Consider the following 14,886-nt stretch of genomic DNA (forward strand, 5'->3'; position numbering starts at 1 on the left):
CCTCGGTGTCGCAGCTCGGGTCAGGGCTTGGGGATGCTCGTGTACGAGTCCGGACGGCGGTCGCGGTAGAACTGCCAGTCGTCGCGCATCTCCTGCACCATGTCGAGCTCGAGATCGCGGATCAGGATCTCCTCACGCTCGCCCGAGCCCCGGTCGCCGACGAAGTTGCCGCGCGGGTCGATGACCTGGCTGGTCCCGTAGAAGTCGACGGCGAGCTCGCCGTACTCGTTGTCCTCGCGCCCGACGCGGTTGGGCTGCAGCACGAAGTAGCCGTTGGCGACGGCGGCGCAGGGGCCCTCCACCTCCCACAGGCGGTTCGAGAGGCCGGGCTTGGTCGCGTTCGGGTTGAACACCATGTGGGCGCCGTTCAGCCCCAGCTCCCGCCAGCCCTCGGGGAAGTGCCGGTCATAGCAGATGTAGAGCCCGACCTTGCCGACGGCCGTGTCGAACACCGGGTAGCCGAGGTTGCCGGGACGGAAGTAGAACTTCTCCCAGAAGCGGTCGAGGTGCGGGATGTGGTGCTTGCGGTACTTGCCGAGGATCGTCCCGTCGGCGTCCACCACGACCGCGGTGTTGTAGTAGACGCCGGTGATGTCCTCCTCGTAGATCGGGAGGATCGTGACCAGGTTCAGCTCCTTCGCGAGCGCCGCGAAGCGCTGCACGATCGGACCGTCGGCCGGCTCCGCGTAGCGGTAGTACTTCTTGTCCTCGGTGATGCCGAAGTAGGGGCCGTAGAAGAGCTCCTGGAAGCAGATGATCTGCGCTCCCTGCGCCGCCGCGTCGCGGGCGAACTGCTCGTGCTTGTCGAGCATCGACTCCTTGTCGCCGGTCCAAGTGGTCTGCGTGATTGCCGCGCGGACGATGGTCATCGGTACCTCCATGCCTTGGGCGACCCGGGGCGGGTCTCCGCGGTGGGTCTTGTGCGGATGCGGAGCCGAGGGGCCGTGGTCCCACTGTGGTCCGCACTCCACCCGAAGGCAATCGCGGACCCCGTCCGACTCCGTGGACAGGGGACCATCGTCGTCCTCCGACGTTTCCCGGGTGTTTCCGGCGGAGATCCGCAGCATTAAGGCATCAGAACTGAGGAATCCGTCGCGCCCTCTCCCGCGCGGTACCGTGACCGGATGCGCATCACGATCCTGGCCGGCGGCGTCGGCGGAGCACGTTTCACCTCCGCCGTCCGCGAGCACCTCCGCGACCTCGAGGCGGCGGGGGGTGAGGCCTCCGAGATCACGGTCGTCGCCAACACCGGTGACGACATGTGGCTGGCAGGTCTCAAGGTCTGCCCCGACCTCGACTCCCTCACCTACTCGCTCGGAGGCGTCAACGACACCGAGCGCGGCTGGGGTCGCGCGGGCGAGACGGAGCGCGTGTCGGCCGAGCTCGAGGCCTTCGGGGTCGGCTGGCCCTGGTTCACCCTGGGCGACCTCGACATCGGCACCCACCTCGCCCGCACCTCGATGCTGCGCGACGGCCTCACGCTCTCGGAGGCGACCGCCCGCATCACCGCGCGCTGGCCGCTCGGCGTCCGCCTCCTCCCGATGTCCGACGACGACGTCGAGACCCACGTCGAGGTCGACCTCCCCGGCGAGGGCGTCCGCGAGATCCACTTCGAGGAGTGGTGGGTGCGGCTGCGCGCCTCCGCCCCCGCCCGCCGCTTCCTCCAGACGAACGTCTCCGAGGCCCGCCCCGCCCCGGGGGTGCTCGACGCGATCGCCGACACCGACGCCGTCCTGATCGCCCCCTCGAACCCGGTCGTCTCGATCGGCACGATCCTCGGCGTCCCCGGCATCGCGGACGCCGTCCACCGCACGTCCGCACCCGTCGTCGGCGTCTCCCCCATCATCGGCGGGCGCGTCGTCCGCGGCATGGCCGACGCCTGCCTCGCCGCGATCGGCGTCGACACCTCGGCCGAGGCCGTCGGGCGCCACTACGGCTCCCGCTCCGCCGGCGGCCTCCTCGACGCCTGGCTCGTCGGCGAGGAGGACGCGGCCGCCGTCTCCGCGCTCGCCGACACGGGCCTCCGCGTCCACTCCGTCCCCCTCTGGCTCCGCGACCGCCCCGCCTCCGTCCGCCTCGCGGCCGACACCCTGGCCGCCGCCCGCGCCTGACCCCGCCGCCTCCCCGACTCCTCCGGAAAGTCCTGCCGCCTGCCCTCCACTCCGGCCGCACCCTCCTCCAACTCCCCTCCAGCACCCGCTCCCTCTCCCGAACCCGAGGAGCGGGCGGGGTGCCTCGTCGCGGCTCCTGGCTCGGGTCTGGCGGGAGCGCCGCAGGCGCTCGGGAGGGAGCCGTGACGAGGCACCCCACCCGATCCGACGCCTTCTGCACTCCCCCGGCCGCGCGAAGCGCGCCGCCCTGCACTCCCCCGGCCGCGCGAAGCGCGCCGCCCTGCACTCCCCGGCCGCGCGAAGCGCGCCGCCCTGCACTCCCCGGCCGCGCGAAGCGCGCCGCCTGCACCTGCTCGCCCGCGCGAAGCGCGCCGCCCTGCACTCCACCCGCTCGCGCACAGCGCCCCGCCCCGCACTCCCGCCGCCCGACCCCCACCCCCGCACACCACCCGCAGGCCCCGCCCGACCGCGCCAGGGCAGACGACCGGAAGCCCGGAGAACACGGCGGAGACGGGGGCGAGCCGACACGGGAGAGCGGCGGCCTCCGATCCCTTGTACGGTCGGGGTCGGACGGCCACGGTACCGACCCGCCACCAGGAGGACTCCATGCAGCTCAGCACCGAGAAGATCGAGCCCGACATCGTCGTCGTCCGGCCCGTCGGCCGCCTCGATCTCACGAGCGCGACCGAGTTCGAGGCCGTGGTCCTGCGGGCGATCACCGACGGCGATCTGCGGATCGTCGTGGACCTCTCCGGCGTCGGCTTCCTCGACTCCTCGGGTCTCGGCGCACTGGTCGCGTGCCTCAAGGAGGCGCGTCGCGCGGGCGGTGACATCCGGTTGGCCTCCCCCGGCGAGCAGCCGACGATGGTGCTCCGCCTGTCGAACCTCGACCGCCTGCTCGCGACCGTCGAGAGCGTCGAGGACGCCTACCGTGTCTGAGCGCTCGCTGGTCATCCGGACCCCTCCGGACGACGGCGTGACCGCCGTGCACGACGCGCTGAGCGAGATCTGGGCGGAGTCGCCCGGGGTCGGCTCCTGGGACCGCATGGCGTTCGAGACCGCTCTCGCCGAGCTGACCTCGAACGTCGTGCAGCACGCGCACTCGACCCGTCACACGATCTGCGTCATCCGGATCAGCGTCGACGAGCACGAGCTGAAGGCCGTGCTGAACGACTCCGCTGCGGCCGCCGACGTCGACGTCAGCGAGCCCCGCGACATGCCCGACGAGTGGGCCGAGGCCGGCCGCGGCATCCCGTTCATCCAGGCGCTCGTGACCCGGTTCGAGTACAGCCGCGTCGACGGCCGGAACATCTGGTCGATCGTCCGAGAGCGGCGCCAGTCGTGATCGACGAGCGCGAGCGCGTCCGTCTGGCCGCCGTCGCGTCGCTCGACTTCTCGGGGTCGGGGCCGCAGGAGCGCTTCGACCGGATCACCCGGGTGGCACGCCAGCTGCTCAACGTCCCGTCGGCCGAGATCAACATCATCGAGGAGTCGACGCAGTTCACGAAGTCGCCGCAGCGGCCCGCTCACTCCGATCGCATCGCGCGCGCCGACTCGATCTGCGACGTCACCGTCCAGCAGCCGGATCTCCTCGTCATCGAGGACGCCTCCGCCGACGCGCGCTTCGCCCAGCGCGGTTCGGTGACCGGCGACACCCACCTGCGGTTCTACGCCGGCCGCCCGCTGACGGTCGGCGACGGCGTCCGCGTCGGGACGATCTGCGTCTTCGACCGGGTCCCCCGCGACTTCTCCGAGGAGGAGGGACGCGTCCTCGAGGAGCTCGGGCGGTGGGCGGAGCGCGAGCTGCGCGAGATCGCCTCGGCGAGCCGTGCTGCCGAGCTGCAGCGGCGCCTCCGCCCGGCTGCTCTCGTCGTCGACGGCTGGAGCGTCGCCGGCTCGACGCTGCCCGCTCACGACGTCGCGGGCGACTACGCGTCGTGGCGGTCGGTCGACGACGGCATCGCGCTCGAGGTGGTCGACGTGATGGGCAAGGGGACGGGAGCGGCCATCATCGCCGCCGCGATCCGGTCCGCGTTCCAGGCCAGGCCGGAGGCGGCGCCCGCTGCCGCCGTCGACGCCGTCAACGCGCAGCTGCTCGAGGATCTGACGGCCACGGCGACCTTCGCGACCGCCTTCATCGGACGGATCGATCTCGCGGCCGGTTCGGTCTCGTTCGTCGACGCCGGGCACGGCCTCTCGCTCCTCGTCCGCGCCGACGGTTCGGTCGAGCGGCTCAGCACCGCAGGGCTCCCGCTGGGCATCGACAGCGACGTCGAGTGGGAGGAGGCGCAGCGGACCCTCCACCCCGGCGACGCCCTGTTCTCCTGCAGCGACGGCGTGCTCGACCTGTACGACGGCACGCTCGGAGCCCTCGATCACCTCGCCGAGCTGGTCTGCCGTCTCGGGGACGAGGAGCTGTTCGACCACCTCGCCGAGCTCGCGCTCAGCACCGACGTCCAGGACGATGTGACAGCGTTGGTGGTGCGGCGGCGCTGACCGCGTCGGCGGTCGCCGCCTCCCCCTGAACGTGAACGGAAGGACCATCGTCATGCCCGGAGCCCTCGTCCTCGCCGGAGGCGGCCTCGCCGGAATCGCGTGGGAGCTCGGTGTCGTCCGCGGCATCGCCGACGCGTCGCCCGAGACGGCCGGGCTCCTGCTCGACCCGGAGACGACCTTCGTCGGCACCTCGGCCGGCTCCGCGGTCGCCGCTCAGCTGAGCACCTCCGTCGGTCTGGACGAGTCGTACGCCGCGCAGCTGCGCGAGGAGTCCGCCGAGATCGGCGCCGATGTCGACGCGCTGGCGCTGCAGGCGCTGTTCGCCGCGGCGATCGAGGGCGCGACGAGTCCCGAGGACGCGCGGCGCCGCATCGGCACCCTCGCGCTCGAGACCGCGACCCTGCCCGAGGAGACGCGGCGGGCCGTGATCGCCGCCCGGGTCGCCGACGCCGGCTGGCCCGAGCGCCGCCTCCTGATCACCGCCGTCGACACGGCGACCGGCGCACTCGAGGTCTTCGACCGCGAGAGCGGCGTCGAGCTCGTCGACGCGATCTCGGCCAGCTGCGCGGTGCCCGGAGTCTGGCCGCCCGTCACCATCGCGGGCGTGCGGTACATGGACGGCGGCGTCCGCTCGGGGAGCAACGCCGATCTCGCCGCGGGCGCCGAGTGGGTCGTGGTCATCACCCCGCTGCCCGGTGTCGGCGCTCCCGGTGTGGGGACCCTGCCGACCGGTGAGCTCGACGCCCTCGAGGGCTCGCGCGTCGAGGTCGTGTACGCCGACGAGGCGTCCGTCGCCGCGTTCGGCCCGAACTCGCTCGACCCCGCCGTCCGTGCCGCCTCGGCCGAGGCCGGTCGTGCGCAGGGCGCGCGCATCGCCTCGCGGATCGCCGCACTGGTCGGCGCCGACGAGGCCGATCAGCGGCGCACGGCGTAGCGGAGGTAGACGGTCCCGTCGGGGAACCGGCGCTCCTCGAGCAGGTCGAGCGCGACCTTCAGACCGGGAGGGAACACGGGAGTGCCCCCGCCGACGGCGACCGGGACGACGAACCAGCGGATCTCGTCGACGATCCCGGCCAGGAGTGCGGTCGCGGCGAGCCCGGCTCCCCCGATGGAGGTGTCGTGGTCGCGGGAGCGCGCCTCGGCGGCGACGACGGCCGGGTCGAACTCCTGCTCGCGCCGGGTGCGTCGCGTGGTGATCGCGGACAGCGTCCTCGAGTAGACGATCTTGTCCGCCGCCTGCCAGTGCCTCTGGAAGTCGTCGATGAAGGCGAACTCCTTCGCCAGCTCGAAGCCCGTGTCCCAGTCGCGCATGGTCTCGTACATGCGACGTCCGAAGAGCATCGTCCCGACGGACGCCTCGCTCTCGTTGATGAAGCGGTGCACCGCGGGGCGCGGTTCCGCCCAGGTGAATCCGCCCGACTCGTCGGCGGTGAAGCCGTCGAGCGATGCGATAGCGCTGTAGACGAGCGCGCCCACGTCGGCCTCCTCTGCGGGAGGCTTCGGGTTCCACCCACCTCGCGAGGTTAAACCTGAGAGCGCTCTCCTTCAACCACATCCGGACGCCGGGACGGGAATCGGCGGAGCTGCGCCCGCAGGAGTCGCGGATCCCGGACCGTCGGCGAGCCGGACGGCTCAGGACGGCGTCCGCCGGGTGGCCCGTCCGCCGGCCGCTCCTCGGCGCGCGGGACCGCGTACGGTGGGGAGGTCGCAGAGCGCGGCCGTGGAGGGTTCCGGATGAAGATCAGTCAGCTGCGTCATTTCGTGGTGGTCGCCGAGGAGCTCCACTTCGTGCGCGCCGCCGAGAAGCTCGGGATCTCGCGGAAGAGGCTCGACTCCTCCGTCGAGGCCGTCGAGCTCGACGACGGCCGCGTCCTCTTCGAGCCCGGAGCCGCCGCCACCACTCTCACCGCGGCCGGCCGCCAGCGTCTCGCCTCCGCGCGCGAGGAGCTCGCCGCTCTCGGCGCCGAGGAGGCCGCACCGCCCAAGAGCGGAGGCAAGGCCAAGGCATCCAAGGGCACCGGCCGCGCCCCGATCGTCAAGGGCCAGCCGAAGCCGTACAAGCGCCGCCAGTCCCGCTGACGCGCCACCTCAGCACGGCGGCACCGCAGTGATCCGCATCGCGCGGCACCGGGACGGAGCGCGATCGGGAGCGGGACGCGCATACGGGAGTGGGCCCTACCGGGCTCGAACCGATGACATCCACGGTGTAAACGTGGCGCTCTACCAACTGAGCTAAAGGCCCCCGTCGCGGCCGCGCCGCGGACGATCGCCTCGATCCTACGACACGCTCGCGCTCCCCCGACCCGGGGCCGGGCGGGGCTCCAGCGTCGTAGCGGCCGGGCGCCGCTACCCTCGGCACATGTCCGACAGCAGTGGCGACGGCGCGCGATCGCGGCGCCGGGCCGAGAGCCGGTGGCCCGCCTCCGCCGCGATCGTGGTCGCGGTCGCCCTGAACGTCGTCGGGCACAACGACGGCACCTCGATCGTCAGGCTGGTCGCGGCGGGGATCACGCTCGCGCTGCTGGTGCCGCTGTTCGTCGTGAATCCGCACCGGCTCGACTCCGAGACGCGCTGGTCGCGCGGCGTCTCGATCACGCTCGCGGTCGTACTGACCGTCGCGAACCAGGTCAACGTCGTCGTGGTGATCGGCGATCTCGTCGACGGCTCCGCCGACGGTCCGCTCCTCCTGCTCACCGCGCTGCAGGTCTGGGTGACGAACGTGGTCGCCTACGCACTGCTCTACTGGGAGATCGACCGGGGCGGACCGGTCGCGCGCGGGACGCTCCCCCGCGCCGAGCTGCCGCCGGCCGACTTCGCGTTCCCGCAGGACGCCTACCGGGACACGGTGGGCGAGGTGTCGGTCTCCTCCTCCGAGCGCGCCGACTGGCGACCGGGCTTCGTCGACTACCTCTACGTCTCGACGACGAACACGATGGCGTTCAGCCCGACCGACACGATGCCGCTGTCGAGCCGCGTGAAGCTCCTGATGTCGCTCGAGGGCTTCACCGGCTTCGTCCTGCTCGCCCTCGTCATCTCGCGCGCGGTCAACATCCTGAACTGACTCCGCGAGGGCGGGCGGGAGCGACCGGACGCGTCAGGCGTGCGCCGGGGCCAGGGCGTCGATGGCGGCGCGGTACGCGTCGATGGAGCGGGCCTCGCCGGGAGCCGTCATGAAGGTGTCGCGGATGACGCCCTCCTTGTCGATGAGAAAGGTCGCGCGCGTGGCGTAGCCCTTCGCCTCCATGAACACTCCGTACTGCTTGGCGACGTCGCCGTGCGGCCAGAAGTCCGACAGGAGGGTGAAGTCGTAGCCCTGCTTCTCGCCCCAGGCGCGCAGAGTGTGCTTCGAGTCGACCGAGATGCCGATCAGCTCGACGTCGGCGTGCTCGAACAGCGCCAGGTTCTCGCGCAGCGCGCAGAACTCACCGGTGCAGGTGCCCGAGAAGGCGAGAGGGAAGAAGACGAGGGCGACGTTGCGCCGCCCGAGGAAGTCGCCGAGCTGGATGCGCTCGCCGTACTGGTTCGCGAGTTCGAAATCGGGGGCCAGCGTGAGCTTCTCGAGAGCCATCGGTCCGAGGTCCTTCCGTGCGCACGAGAGTCGCGCGAGCACGAGGGGCAATGCTAGACCCGCTCCGGGCATCCACCAAGGACAGCGGCGATCGGGCCTCCGGCTGGTGCGATCCCACAGACACCTGAGCGGTTCCGTCGTGGATCGTCACAGATGGCTGGAATCGCTAGGCTGATCCAGGTGCTCGCGCGCGTCCCGTCATCCGGGTCGTGAATGCGCGGATCCGCACCGCTTCATGAGAGTGATGTCTCGGGCACGATCTGCCCCCAGAGAGAGGTCGAGGGTGACTGTTAACGATCAGGACCCGTATTCCGTCGGACACGTTGACTCGGATCCCGAGGAAACGTCGGAGTGGAACGAGTCGCTGGACGCGCTCGTCGAGGAGCGGGGGGCGGGTCGCGGACGTGACGTCATGCTCAGCCTCCTCAAGCGCTCCAAAGAGCTGCACCTCGGCGTGCCGATGGTCCCGACCACGGACTACATCAACACGATCGCTGCCGAGAACGAGCCCGACTTCCCGGGCGACGAGGACGTCGAGCGCCGCTACCGCGCCTGGATCCGCTGGAACGCGGCCATCCTGGTGCACCGCGCGCAGCGCCCCGGCATCGGGGTCGGCGGCCACATCTCGACGTACGCGTCGAGCGCGTCGCTCTACGAGGTCGGCTTCAACCACTTCTTCCGCGGCCAGGACCACCCGGGCGGCGGCGACCAGATCTTCATCCAGGGCCACGCCTCCCCCGGCCCCTACGCGCGCGCCTTCCTCGAGGGACGCCTGAGCGAGCACCAGCTCGACGGCTTCCGCCAGGAGAAGTCGCACCAGGGCGGCGGACTCTCGAGCTACCCGCACCCGCGCCTCATGCCGGAGTTCTGGCAGTTCCCGACCGTCTCGATGGGCCTCGGCCCGATCAACGCGATCTACCAGGCGCAGGCCAACAAGTACCTCACCAACCGCGGCATCAAGGACGCCTCCGACCAGCAGGTCTGGGCGTTCCTCGGCGACGGCGAGATGGACGAGGTCGAGTCGCGCGGTCAGCTGCAGGTCGCGGCGAACGACGGACTCGACAACCTCAACTTCATCGTCAACTGCAACCTGCAGCGCCTCGACGGCCCCGTCCGCGGCAACGGCAAGATCGTCCAGGAGCTCGAGTCGTACTTCCGCGGCGCCGGCTGGAACGTCATCAAGCTCATCTGGGGCCGCGAGTGGGACGACCTGCTCGCCCGCGACACCGAGGGCGCGCTGCTCGACCTGATGAACAAGACGCCCGACGGCGACTTCCAGACCTACAAGACGGAGGACGGCGCGTACGTCCGCGAGAACTTCTTCGGCCGCGACGAGCGCGCCAAGAAGCTGGTCGAGGACTACTCGGACGAGCAGATCTGGGGCCTCCGCCGCGGTGGTCACGACTACCGCAAGATCTACGCCGCCATGAAGGCCGCGACCGAGCACAAGGGCCAGCCGACGGTCATCCTCGCGCACACCATCAAGGGCTACGGTCTCGGCCGCAGCTTCGAGGGCCGCAACGCGACCCACCAGATGAAGAAGATGACGCTCGACAACCTGAAGGGCTTCCGCGACACGATGCGGATCCCGATCACGGATGCGCAGCTCGAGGAGAACCCCTACCTCCCGCCGTACTACCACCCCGGTCAGAACGACGAGGCGATCGAGTACCTGCAGGAGCGCCGCCGCGCGCTCGGCGGCTACCTGCCCGAGCGCCGCTCGAAGTACACGCAGCTCAACCTGCCGGACGACTCCGCCTACGCGATCGGCAAGAAGGGCTCGGGAACGCAGGAGGTCGCCACCACCATGGCGTTCGTGCGCATCCTGAAGGACATCCTCCGCTCGAAGGACTTCGGCAACCGCGTCGTCCCGATCATCCCCGACGAGGCGCGCACCTTCGGGATGGACGCGTTCTTCCCGAACGCGAAGATCTACAACCCCCGCGGGCAGCACTACACCTCGGTCGACCGCGAGCTGCTGCTGGCGTACAAGGAGAGCCCCCAGGGGCAGATCCTGCACGTCGGCATCAACGAGGCGGGCGCCCTCGCGGCGTTCACCGCGGTCGGCACCTCCTACTCGACGCAGGGCGAGCCGCTCATCCCGGTCTACGTCTTCTACTCGATGTTCGGGTTCCAGCGCACGGGCGACGCCATCTGGGCGGCGGGCGACATGATGACCCGCGGCTTCATGATCGGCGCGACGGCCGGTCGCACGACGCTGACCGGTGAGGGCCTCCAGCACGCGGACGGCCACTCGCCGATCCTCGCGGCGACCAACCCGGCCGTGGTCAGCTACGACCCGGCGTACGGCTACGAGATCGCGCACATCGTGCAGTCCGGTCTCGACCGCATGTACGGCGGGAAGCACGACGACCCGAACGTCATGTACTACATCGCCGTCTACAACGAGCCGATCGTGCAGCCGAAGGAGCCGGAGGACGTCGACGTCGAGGGCATCGTCCGCGGCATCCACCGGGTCTCGTGGGGCCAGTGGGACGGCCCGAAGGCGCAGATCCTCGCGTCCGGAGTCGCCGTGCCGTGGGCGATCGAGGCGCAGAAGCTCCTCGCCGACGACTGGGGCGTGTCGGCCGACGTATGGTCGGTCACCTCGTGGAACGAGCTGCGGCGCGACGGCATCAAGGCCGAGCACCACAACTTCCTCCACCCCGAGGACGAGGCGCAGGTGCCCTACGTGACGCAGAAGCTCGCCGACGCGAAGGGTCCCTTCGTCGCCGTCTCCGACTTCTCGCACCAGGTCCCCGACCAGCTGCGGCAGTTCATCCCGGGCGACTTCGCGACGCTCGGAGCGGACGACTTCGGCTTCTCGGACACCCGCGCCGCCGCGCGCCGCTACTTCAAGATCGACGGTCCGTCGGTCGTGGTGCGCACGCTGCAGCTCCTGGCCAAGCGCGGCGAGGTCGACCCCTCGCTCGCGGTCCAGGCGATCGAGAAGTACCAGCTCCTCGACGTCAACGCCGGCACCACCGGCAACGCGGGCGGCGAGAGCTGACGGACGGCTCCGTGCTCTCCTCCGACGACGCATCGTCGGTCGCGCGAGATCTGCCCTCGGAGCGCTCGGCCCCCCGGCCGGGCGCTCCGAAGACCAAGGAGCAGACCCTCGCGTGGCTGCGCACGATCGCGGGCGAACTCGCGACGCAGACCATCAAGCGCCTCGAGGACACGCTGCCCTGGTACGGCAGCATGCCTCCTGGGCGGCGCTCCTCCGTGGGGCTCGTCGCCCAGGCCGGCATCACGTCGTTCATCTCGTGGTTCGACGACCCGTCGGCCACGGCGTGGATCGCGGCCGACGTGTTCGGCGCGGCTCCGCGCGAGCTGCTGCGCTCGGTCTCACTGACCCAGACGCTCCAGCTCATCAAGGTCACCGTCGAGGTGGTCGAGGACCGGGTGAAGAACGGCGGAGTCGACCTCCGCGAGGCGATCCTGCTCTACTCCCGCGAGATCGCCTTCGCCGCGGCCGACGTCTACGCTCGGGCCGCCGAGGCCCGCGGCCTGTGGGACGCCCGCCTCGAGGCCCTCGTCGTCGACTCGATCCTCACGGGCGAAGCCGACGACGAGCTCCCGAGCCGGATCGCGGCCCTGGGCTGGCACGGTCACGGCGAGGTCGCCGTGCTCGTCGGCACCGCGCCCAAGATGCTCGACGTCGACCAGCTGCGCCGGACGGCGCGCCACATGGCCGCCGACGTCCTCATCGGCGTCCAGGGCAGCCGGCTCGTCCTGGTCATCGGCCGGGCCGAGCCGAGCGAGAGCGCCACGGAGGAGAGCGGCCCGCCGGTCGCGTTCCTCGAGATCGCGGAGGCGCTCGAGCCGGGATTCGGGACGGGTCACCTCGTCCTCGGCCACGAGGTCCCGACGCTCGTCGAGGCGTCGCGCAGCGCCCGTGCCGCCCTCGCCGGCTTCGCGGTCGCCCGCTCGTGGCGCAACGCGCCGCGCCCGGTCAACGCCGACGATCTGCTCCCGGAGCGGGCCCTCGCGGGCGATCCCCTCGCCCGCCAGAGCCTCATCACGCAGATCTACCGCCCGCTGCAGAAGCACTCGACCGAGCTGCTGACGACGCTGTGGGCCTATCTCGACAACGGCCGCTCCCTCGAGGCGACCGCACGCGAGCTGTTCGTGCACCCGAACACCGTGCGCTACCGCCTCAAGCGGGTCGCCGAGGTCATCGGCTGGGATGCGACGGGCGCACGCGAGGCCCTCATCCTCCAGTCGGCCCTCATCCTCGGCTCGATGAGCGATCCGGACGGCGCCGTGCGCAGGCGCCCCACGCGCAAGTGACACCGCGGCCGCCGGGGCCGTGTTGTAGAACCGCCACAAGCTCTTTGTGGTTTGTCAGTACGTCAGAGCGCCGCACTCGGCGGCGCGGATCGGAAGACTGAGAACTGTGATCGTCGTCGTCGCCCCGGGTCAGGGCTCCCAGACCCCCGGATTCCTCGCGCCCTGGCTGGCCGACCCCTCGGTGGCCGAGCAGGTCGCCTCGCACTCGGAGGCGGTGGGGATCGATCTCGCGGCCCACGGCACGGACTCGGATGCGGACACCCTCCGCGACACCGCCGTCGCCCAGCCGCTGATCGTCTCCGCCGGCCTCGTCACCTTGACCGCGCTGCTCGGCGACGGCCGACGCGACCGCATCGCGGGCATCGCCGGTCACTCGGTCGGCGAGATCACGGCCGCCGCCGGCGCCGGAGTGCTCAGCGAACCGGACGCTCTCGTCTTCGTCCGCGAGCGGGCCCGCGCCATGGCCGCCGCCGCGGCGACGACTCCGACCGCGATGAGCGCCGTCCTCGGCGGTGACGAGGAGGCGCTCCTCGCGCGCCTCGCCGAGCTCGGTCTCGAGCCCGCCAACTACAACGGCGGCGGCCAGATCGTCGTCGCCGGTGCCACGGACGCGCTCCAGGCCCTCAAGGACGAGCCCGTCCCCGGGACCCGCGTGATCCCGCTGCAGGTCGCCGGCGCCTTCCACACCCGCTACATGGCGCCCGCGCGCGACGAGCTCGCCTCCGTCGCGGCCGCGATCACGCCCTCCGACCCGACGCTGCGCCTCTGGACCAACCGCGACGGCTCTGTCGTCACCTCCGGAGCGGCGTTCCTCGATCTGCTCGTCGGTCAGGTCGCCTCCCCCGTGCGCTGGGACCTCTGCATGGCGGCGTTCGCCGACGCGGGCGTCACCGGCCTCATCGAACTCGCGCCGACCGGAGCCCTCGTCGGCCTGGCCAAGCGCGGCCTCAAGGGCCTCCCGACCCTTGCCGTGAAGACACCTGACGATCTGGGCGCCGCCCGCGCCTTCATCGACGAGCACGCCGCGTAGCAGGAGAGACAGATGACCACCCCCGCCCTCACCCAGTCCAGCGGCAGCGCGTACACGCGCATCCTCGGCATCGGAGCCGCACGCGGCGATCTCGTCGTGCCGAACGACGACCTCGTCGGCCCGATCAACTCGTCCGACGAGTGGATCCGCCAGCGCACCGGCATCATCGAGCGCCGCCGCGCCTCGGCCGACGTCCAGGCCGTCGACCTCGCGACCACGGCCGCACTCGAGGCGATCGAGAAGGCGGGCATCCGCCCCGACCAGATCGGCGTCGTCCTCGTCTCGACGATCAGCAACACGGTGCAGACCCCGTCGCTCGCGGCGCTGCTCGCCGACCGCATCGGTGCGAACCCCGCACCGGCCTACGACATCTCGGCCGCCTGTGCCGGCTACACCTACGGCATCGCCCAGGCCGACTCGTTCGTCCGGTCCGGCCTCGCCGAGTACGTGCTCGTCGTCGGCACCGAGAAGCTGTCGGACCTCGTCAAGGCGACCGACCGCAGCATCTCGTTCCTGCTGGGCGACGGCGCGGGCGCCGCGGTCGTCGGCCCCAGCGACTCCGCCGGGATCTCGAAGACCGTCTGGGGCTCCGACGGCTCCAAGTGGGACACGGTCGGCATGGACAACCCGCTGCAGGCCTACCGCGACGGCGTCGCCGAGTGGCCGACCCTCCGCCAGGACGGCCCCTCGGTCTTCCGCTGGGCGGTCTGGGAGATGGCGAAGGTCGCGAAGCAGGCGCTGGCGGAGGCGGGGGTCGAGCCCTCGGACCTCGCCGCGTTCATCCCGCACCAGGCCAACATGCGCATCATCGACGAGCTCGCCAAGCAGCTGAAGCTGCCCGAGACCGTGGCGATCGGCCGCGACATCGAGACGACCGGGAACACCTCAGCGGCGTCCATCCCGCTGGCGACCCACCGCCTGCTCGAGGAGCACCCGGAGCTCAGCGGCGGACTCGCCCTGCAGATCGGATTCGGCGCCGGACTCGTCTTCGGCGCGCAGGTCGTGGTGCTCCCTTAGGGGGCGCGGGGCCACCCCTAAACTGACTCACGGTCACGACGACTCCCTGTTCTGCGACGAACAACGAATCCTCGACGAACAACCTCACCACACCCTCAAGGAGAGAACCATGGCACTGTCCACCGAAGAAGTCCTCGCCGGCCTGGCCGAACTGGTCAATGACGAGACGGGCATCGCGACCGATTCCGTCGAGCTGGACAAGTCGTTCACCGACGACCTCGACATCGACTCCATCTCGATGATGACCATCGTCGTCAACGCCGAGGAGAAGTTCGACGTCAAGATCCCGGACGACGAGGTCAAGAACCTCAAGACGGTCGGCGACGCGGTCACCTTCATCGTCAACGCCTCCGCGTAGTCCGCGCCTCGCG

At 71.1% G+C, this 14,886-nt stretch carries 15 protein-coding genes and 1 tRNA gene; 12 read left to right on the top strand and 4 right to left on the bottom strand.

What is annotated here, in order from left to right; all coding sequences use genetic code 11:
- Nucleotides 1-20: 20 nt before the first annotated feature.
- On the bottom strand, nucleotides 21-869 hold the full coding sequence (locus GSU68_RS10290) for a nitrilase-related carbon-nitrogen hydrolase (protein WP_159908002.1): 849 nt from the start codon (nucleotides 867-869) through the stop codon (nucleotides 21-23).
- Nucleotides 870-1,124: 255 nt separating this feature from the next.
- Here GSU68_RS10290 and cofD point away from each other — a divergent pair, with 255 nt between their 5' ends.
- The 5 genes from cofD (at nucleotide 1,125) to GSU68_RS10315 (ending at nucleotide 5,541) form a co-directional block, all read left to right on the top strand.
- Entirely contained in the window at nucleotides 1,125-2,111 is a 987-nt protein-coding gene (gene cofD / locus GSU68_RS10295; protein ID WP_159908004.1) for a 2-phospho-L-lactate transferase, read from the top strand.
- Between the two features lie 606 nt (nucleotides 2,112-2,717).
- Nucleotides 2,718-3,050, top strand: coding sequence for an STAS domain-containing protein (locus tag GSU68_RS10300; RefSeq protein ID WP_159908006.1), 333 nt, complete (start codon nucleotides 2,718-2,720; stop codon nucleotides 3,048-3,050).
- On the top strand, nucleotides 3,043-3,456 hold the full coding sequence (locus GSU68_RS10305) for an ATP-binding protein (RefSeq protein WP_159908008.1): 414 nt from the start codon (nucleotides 3,043-3,045) through the stop codon (nucleotides 3,454-3,456). Before GSU68_RS10300 ends, GSU68_RS10305 begins: the two co-directional genes overlap by 8 nt.
- The gene (locus GSU68_RS10310) at nucleotides 3,453-4,607 is read left to right on the top strand and encodes a GAF domain-containing SpoIIE family protein phosphatase (RefSeq protein ID WP_159908010.1); all 1,155 of its coding nucleotides are present in this window, start codon (nucleotides 3,453-3,455) and stop codon (nucleotides 4,605-4,607) included. The genes GSU68_RS10305 and GSU68_RS10310 overlap by 4 nt, the downstream gene beginning before the upstream one ends.
- Before the next feature lie 52 nt (nucleotides 4,608-4,659).
- Complete coding sequence (locus GSU68_RS10315) at nucleotides 4,660-5,541, top strand: patatin-like phospholipase family protein (protein ID WP_159908012.1); 882 nt, start codon at nucleotides 4,660-4,662, stop codon at nucleotides 5,539-5,541.
- Here the strand turns inward: GSU68_RS10315 and GSU68_RS10320 are convergent.
- Nucleotides 5,523-6,083, bottom strand: a complete 561-nt coding sequence (locus GSU68_RS10320) for a dihydrofolate reductase family protein (protein ID WP_159908014.1) — start codon at nucleotides 6,081-6,083, stop codon at nucleotides 5,523-5,525. The genes GSU68_RS10315 and GSU68_RS10320 overlap by 19 nt on opposite strands.
- 258 nt (nucleotides 6,084-6,341) lie before the next feature.
- Here GSU68_RS10320 and GSU68_RS10325 point away from each other — a divergent pair, with 258 nt between their 5' ends.
- The gene (locus GSU68_RS10325; RefSeq protein ID WP_159908016.1) at nucleotides 6,342-6,686 is read left to right on the top strand and encodes a LysR family transcriptional regulator; all 345 of its coding nucleotides are present in this window, start codon (nucleotides 6,342-6,344) and stop codon (nucleotides 6,684-6,686) included.
- 90 nt (nucleotides 6,687-6,776) lie between these two features.
- On the opposite strand, the gene GSU68_RS10330 is transcribed toward GSU68_RS10325, so the two are convergent.
- Nucleotides 6,777-6,849: transfer RNA gene (locus tag GSU68_RS10330), tRNA-Val, on the bottom strand.
- Nucleotides 6,850-6,966: 117 nt separating this feature from the next.
- Here GSU68_RS10330 and GSU68_RS10335 point away from each other — a divergent pair.
- The gene (locus GSU68_RS10335) at nucleotides 6,967-7,668 is read left to right on the top strand and encodes a hypothetical protein (RefSeq protein ID WP_159908018.1); all 702 of its coding nucleotides are present in this window, start codon (nucleotides 6,967-6,969) and stop codon (nucleotides 7,666-7,668) included.
- 33 nt (nucleotides 7,669-7,701) lie between these two features.
- Here the strand turns inward: GSU68_RS10335 and GSU68_RS10340 are convergent, their stop codons facing one another.
- Nucleotides 7,702-8,175 carry a peroxiredoxin gene (locus GSU68_RS10340; RefSeq protein WP_159908020.1) on the bottom strand — a complete coding sequence of 158 codons (474 nt, stop codon included), beginning with the start codon at nucleotides 8,173-8,175 and terminating at the stop codon, nucleotides 7,702-7,704.
- 283 nt (nucleotides 8,176-8,458) lie between these two features.
- Between GSU68_RS10340 and aceE the strand changes: the two genes are divergently transcribed.
- The 5 genes from aceE to GSU68_RS10365 all read left to right on the top strand — a co-directional run bounded on the left by aceE (nucleotide 8,459) and on the right by GSU68_RS10365 (nucleotide 14,873).
- Nucleotides 8,459-11,185: a pyruvate dehydrogenase (acetyl-transferring), homodimeric type gene (aceE, locus tag GSU68_RS10345; protein ID WP_159908022.1), complete on the top strand. Its 2,727-nt coding sequence runs from the start codon at nucleotides 8,459-8,461 to the stop codon at nucleotides 11,183-11,185.
- Nucleotides 11,186-11,235: 50 nt separating this feature from the next.
- Nucleotides 11,236-12,468: a helix-turn-helix domain-containing protein gene (locus GSU68_RS10350; RefSeq protein WP_159910243.1), complete on the top strand. Its 1,233-nt coding sequence runs from the start codon at nucleotides 11,236-11,238 to the stop codon at nucleotides 12,466-12,468.
- Between the two features lie 106 nt (nucleotides 12,469-12,574).
- Entirely contained in the window at nucleotides 12,575-13,498 is a 924-nt protein-coding gene (locus GSU68_RS10355) for an ACP S-malonyltransferase (RefSeq protein WP_159908024.1), read from the top strand.
- Between the two features lie 12 nt (nucleotides 13,499-13,510).
- Complete coding sequence (locus tag GSU68_RS10360) at nucleotides 13,511-14,515, top strand: beta-ketoacyl-ACP synthase III (protein ID WP_159908026.1); 1,005 nt, start codon at nucleotides 13,511-13,513, stop codon at nucleotides 14,513-14,515.
- A gap of 109 nt (nucleotides 14,516-14,624) precedes the next feature.
- Complete coding sequence (locus GSU68_RS10365) at nucleotides 14,625-14,873, top strand: acyl carrier protein (RefSeq protein WP_159859490.1); 249 nt, start codon at nucleotides 14,625-14,627, stop codon at nucleotides 14,871-14,873.
- Nucleotides 14,874-14,886 lie beyond the last annotated feature (13 nt).

Origin of the sequence: Rathayibacter sp. VKM Ac-2759 (assembly GCF_009834225.1) — a bacterium.
Lineage (GTDB): Bacteria > Actinomycetota > Actinomycetes > Actinomycetales > Microbacteriaceae > Rathayibacter.